The organism is Holdemanella sp. (genome assembly GCF_056804935.1).
In genome coordinates, this window is record NZ_DBMEXE010000113.1 from 1 (window position 1) to 5,135 (window position 5,135).

Here is a 5,135-nt window from a genome sequence, read left to right on the forward strand (position 1 = left end):
GCGTCTTCGTATTTTGCAGTAATTGTACGAGTTTCAGTCTTAGTAATTGTCTGTGCACCAAAGCCATCAAACTTAGATCCATTTTCTTGCCATTCCACAAATGCTTTTCCAGCAATATCTGGAGCAGTTGGAGTAATCAATGTATCCCCCGTTTTAACAATTTGTGTACTGACTGTATTACCTTCAGCAACAAAGTTAAATGTTGTCAATTCGACTTTCTTTTCACCCGTAATAACATAAATTGAGAAGTGATTTGCATCAAAGCTTTGTGTATTTGTAGCAACCTCAGTTACCGTACTTGCATCATCTGTAACATGGTAAACATTGACTTCTTCACCACCAACTGCTACATTTTCAAAGCTAACATTAACAATTCCGTTTGGTTGAATTTCGATACCATCTGCATTCACAATCGTAATATCCAGAGCTATAGCTGAATCAACCTCTTTATCCTTTTCCGTAACTGTTTCTTCAACAGCGTTCAAAATAGCTTTTCTTGTAACACGCTTAACGATTAATTGTGCACCACTAGGTAAAACACCTTCGGCCGCCGTTACATGAACGGTTACGTTTCCAGCTGTAGCACTCATATCAAATGCAGGATACTCTGGTAATTCTTCCTTCGCTTCTGGGTCTGCCTCAGCATCTTCTTCTGCTTTTTCTTCAGTTTTGTTTTCTTCTTGAGCTTCATTTGCTTCTGGGTGCGATTCTGTCATTACCTTCTGGTAAACAAATTTCACACTTGTCAAATCTGAAGTCACATTTAAATTTGCCTGGGCTGCAGCTACGATTTGTGAATCATTCATAACTACATCTTTTAGGGTATAACCATCAAAATTCAACATCACACTTGCATCCGAATTCAAGCTGTAACCCATCTCATACTCATGAGTGGTAGCATCTCGTAATATTGTTCCATCTTCAGCTACATAACTTAATGTTACAGACTTGGTTTCAGGTACTTGTACAAACTCTTCTTTCGCATCTATTGCAGGCGCTTCAGTTTGTTCGACAGCCACTTGTTGCGAACCCTCTTCAACCGTTACCGGTTCTTGTTCTTGGGTTTCTTCTATTATTGGTTCTTCTGATAGCGTATTCGCATAGTAAGTATCTGCCAATCCGAACTGAACAGCCATCGCAAGCGACAACATGATCGCCGATGCTCTCTTCAAGTTCTTCAACATATTCAATTTTCCTCCTTTTCTATTCTTAGATAGTTACCCTTCCCATCTACAACTAAAGTATAGAATTTTAACGGTTATAAAGTGGTTATAAAACATATAACTTTGTCTTTTTTGTTACACAATTTTCATTTGTTTACAACGTTTACTTTTAAAAAAAAACCATCCCATTTCGGATGACTTAACGCTCACTAATTTTTGTTTCTACATCAATCTCATAAGGAAGCTGTACAAGCTTTACTCCCGCCTCATGAAACATACGCTTACTGGCAATATTGCCTTCAGTTCCATCATACTTATCACTTTCATATACTACGCAAGAAATACCAGCCTGGATAATGGCCTTTGCACATTCATTACAGGGAAATAACGATACATATAAAGTACAACCATGAAGGTCTTGAATACTATTTAAAATCGCATTTAATTCGGCATGCACAACATAAGGATACTTAGTCTCAAGAAATTCACCATCTCGATCCCAAGGAAACTCCTCATCTTCACAACCATAAGGAAAACCATTGTAGCCAAGTCCAACCACTCTTTTTTGAGGATTGACTATACAAGCTCCTACACGCGTATTTGGATCCTTTGAACGCTTTGCACTCAAATGAGCCATGCCCATAAAATATTGATCCCAACTTAATACATCATCACGCATTATTCTTCCCCTTCTCTAAGTTCATTTAAAACTCTTTCAAAAGTAGGTTCTAAACCAATCTCAAAACGCATCTTTTCCTTTGTCGTAGGATGCACAAACTCCAACGCACACGCATGCAACAACTGACCATTGGCCTGAATTGTTTTTCTAGGACCATACTTAGGATCTCCTGCGATTGGATGTTCAATATACTGCATATGAACACGAATTTGATGTGTTCTACCCGTCTCTAACTGACATTTGATATACGCAAATTTCTTGAAGTTTTCCAATACTGTAAAATGCGTAATCGCATCCTTCGAATTATTTGCGGTAACCGCCATCTTCTGACGATCCTTTTCATCACGACCAATTGGTGCATGAATCGTACCATGCTCGTGCGTAAAAGGATTATGTACAATAGCTACATATTCACGATGACACGTTTTATCCTGTAATTGCTGACTTAAAGATTCATGGGCCACATCATTCTTGGCAACAACCAATAATCCTGACGTATCCTTATCAATACGATGTACGATGCCTGGACGCATCACCCCATTAATACCACTCAAATCTTTACAATGATACAACAACGCATTCACTAAAGTTCCAGAATAATGACCAGGAGCTGGATGCACAACCATGCCCTTTGGCTTATTGATCACAATAATATCATGATCCTCATATACAATATCCAAATCAATTGGTTCAGGAAGAACTTCCATAGAATCTAGTTTAGGAATAGAAACCTCGATTTCATCTCCTACACAAACTTTATAACTTGCCTTCATAACCTTTTGATTGACCAAGACATTTCCTTCGTCTAATAAATCCTTAATTCTCTTACGTGAAAAATCCAATTTTTCCGCAAGAACCTTATCCAAACGATCCAATTTAGTATCTTCATCTATCTTTAAGATTCTTGTTTCCATCTTGCTTGCTCCTTCTTATCATCTATAAACATACTTACTAATATTAATGCGATACCTACTGTAATACAGATATCTGCTACATTAAATACGGGAAATGGATAGCCAAAAATATAGAAACTAAAAAAGTCTCTTACAAAGCCTAGCGTCATACGATCGATAAAGTTTCCAATAGCTCCCGAAAAAACTAAAGATAAACAAATCTGATAACGCGAATCATTCGTTTTAAAAAACATATATACCATACCAACTAAGGCAATAATGGTAAGTGCGGCAAAGAAACCCATTCCAGCTTCCGCAAACATACTAAAACCTGCACCTGTATTTCGAACATATGTCAAATAAAAGAAATGATTGATCATTTCAACCGAATCATTTAATGCGATAGACTTCTCAACAGCCCACTTTGTCCATTGATCCAGTCCCAAAGTGACCAACACAATCAATAGTGAAGCCACTGTAGTTTTACCTTTTTTCATATACTTCCCCTTTAAAAAGACTTGTTTTTTCGATGCAAAAATAACATCTTAAAAAACAACCATACACTCATCCCAATCGCAATGATGTACCCAAAAAATCCTAGTGCTGGTATTCCCATAATCATCGGCTTCATCTTTGTCGTACAAATCAAACTTGAACCCACAACCAAAGCGGCAATCAACACACATACAATCAAACGATTCACCATCTGATCAATCTTGGCAAGTGGAGCTTGAGAACCCATTAGATTCAAATTTACCTTGATCTGTCCTCTTTGAACCATCTTCAACACATCACTTGCCTGCACAGGAATATCCACCGAACGAGAAAGCGCATCAATACTACGCTTAAATCCCGACTTGATTTCTTTCTCCCAATCAATTTTTGTCAAACTTGACTTATGACTCATCGCAATCTTCATCGTATTCATATTCGGATCTAAAGCCGTTAACGTTCCTTCAATCGTCATCATAGAACGAGCTAACATACTAATGCCTTTAGGCAAAGAAATCGAATATACATGACAAATTGAAAACATATCCTGAATCAGTTTGGCAACATCAATTTCTGAATATGGAACACTCAAATATTGATTCACAAAACGATCCATATCCGCACAAAAAGCCGTATAATCAATCTCCTTTTTACAATCCCCTATCATCAAGATACAATCCACTAACTTTTGTGTATCCCTCAAGGCAATGGCACGAACAGCCTCCTTCATCGTTTCACGCTCATTCGCATCTAAAGTGCCCATCATACCAAAATCAATCCATACGATTTGATTATCACGAATTCTTAAATTTCCCGAATGTGGATCCGCATGAAAGAAACCATTTTCAATAATCTGTGAAATATAATTAAATGCCAATTTATCCGCTATCTCACTACGATCATAGCCCAGTTCATCTAATTTTTTTGAATCATTGATCTCAATGCCATCCACATATTCCATCACCAGAATATTCTTTCTTGTATATTCATCATAAATCTTTGGCGCATCAATAAACTTACAATCCTTATAATCATTCTTAAAGCGTTTCGCAAATTGAGCCTCAATCGTAAAATCCATCTCCTGTTTTGCGGTTGTCCAAAATTCATCGATGACCATATCTAGATCCACTACGCTTGATACAATATCTGAAAGATTCAATATCTTAACAGCCTTTCTTAACAAGGCCACATCCCGTTCCATCCACTCATAGATCTTAGGACGCTGAATCTTAAGTACAACTCGTTTTTTAGACTTCAAAGTAGCAGCGTGCACCTGCGCAATAGATGCTGAACCTAGACAAATCTCATCAATACTTTCAAACTCTTCTTGAAATAAATCGCCATACGTCTCTTGAATGATTTGTTCAACCATAGAAAAAGGCATGGGACTTGCCTGCGAACGAAGCTTCATCAACTCTTTACAATAACGCTCAGAAAACAGATCCTGTCTTGTCGACATAATTTGTCCAATCTTAACGAAAGTAGGACCCAAGTCTTCAAGTATCATACGTAACTTAACGGGATCCATTCCCTTTTGGATATGATGTTTTCTTAATATAGATACAATCTGCGCAAACCTTGCACTCGTTGACATCGTATTCGTATCACTCATCGTTTCACATCCTGCTTTCTACGCAAAGGCGTATTTGTCACTTTACCCCTTTTTAAATTCCTTAGCGAATTTGACTTCTTTTTATCATCCACCAGAATCATTCTCAACAAACGACTCCAGTCTCTATTATTTTTCACCATAACAGTATTTTAACACACTTGTTAAAAATCAAAAAGAAACAGTATAAACTGTTCCTCAGATTGTTGACAAAAGCCTATACCTTTTCGTAAGGACATGGGCTTTTTATTGTATATAGGCAATTTTCGAAATGAAATTGTCTTTTTTTGTATATTTTG

General features: G+C 37.2%; 5 protein-coding genes. All 5 read right to left on the bottom strand.

The annotated features are described in order from the left end of the window. Positions 1-1,184, bottom strand: a 1,184-nt coding sequence (locus ACZQCL_RS06115; RefSeq protein ID WP_482482256.1) for a MucBP domain-containing protein, incomplete at its 3' end; no start/stop codon positions are given. 178 nt (positions 1,185-1,362) lie between these two features. Continuing rightward, on the bottom strand, positions 1,363-1,842 hold the full coding sequence (locus tag ACZQCL_RS06120) for a deoxycytidylate deaminase (protein ID WP_154555702.1): 480 nt from the start codon (positions 1,840-1,842) through the stop codon (positions 1,363-1,365). After that, positions 1,842-2,756, bottom strand: a complete 915-nt coding sequence (locus ACZQCL_RS06125; RefSeq protein WP_482482259.1) for an RluA family pseudouridine synthase — start codon at positions 2,754-2,756, stop codon at positions 1,842-1,844. Before ACZQCL_RS06125 ends, ACZQCL_RS06120 begins: the two co-directional genes overlap by 1 nt. After that, a complete protein-coding gene (gene lspA, locus ACZQCL_RS06130) occupies positions 2,738-3,232 on the bottom strand; it encodes a signal peptidase II (RefSeq protein ID WP_227993355.1) in 495 nt (164 codons plus the stop codon). The genes ACZQCL_RS06125 and lspA overlap by 19 nt, the downstream gene beginning before the upstream one ends. Before the next feature lie 11 nt (positions 3,233-3,243). Next, entirely contained in the window at positions 3,244-4,839 is a 1,596-nt protein-coding gene (locus ACZQCL_RS06135) for an ABC1 kinase family protein (protein ID WP_227993353.1), read from the bottom strand. Between the last annotated feature and the right edge of the window lie 296 nt (positions 4,840-5,135).

Bases quoted from the DNA above. Each gene is read 5' to 3' on its own strand.
- ACZQCL_RS06120 (WP_154555702.1), bottom strand. From the start codon at position 1,842: ATGCGTGATGATGTATTAAGTTGGGATCAATATTTTATGGGCATGGCT.
- ACZQCL_RS06125 (WP_482482259.1), bottom strand. From the start codon at position 2,756: ATGGAAACAAGAATCTTAAAGATAGATGAAGATACTAAATTGGATCGT.
- lspA (WP_227993355.1), bottom strand. From the start codon at position 3,232: ATGAAAAAAGGTAAAACTACAGTGGCTTCACTATTGATTGTGTTGGTC.
- ACZQCL_RS06135 (WP_227993353.1), bottom strand. From the start codon at position 4,839: ATGAGTGATACGAATACGATGTCAACGAGTGCAAGGTTTGCGCAGATT.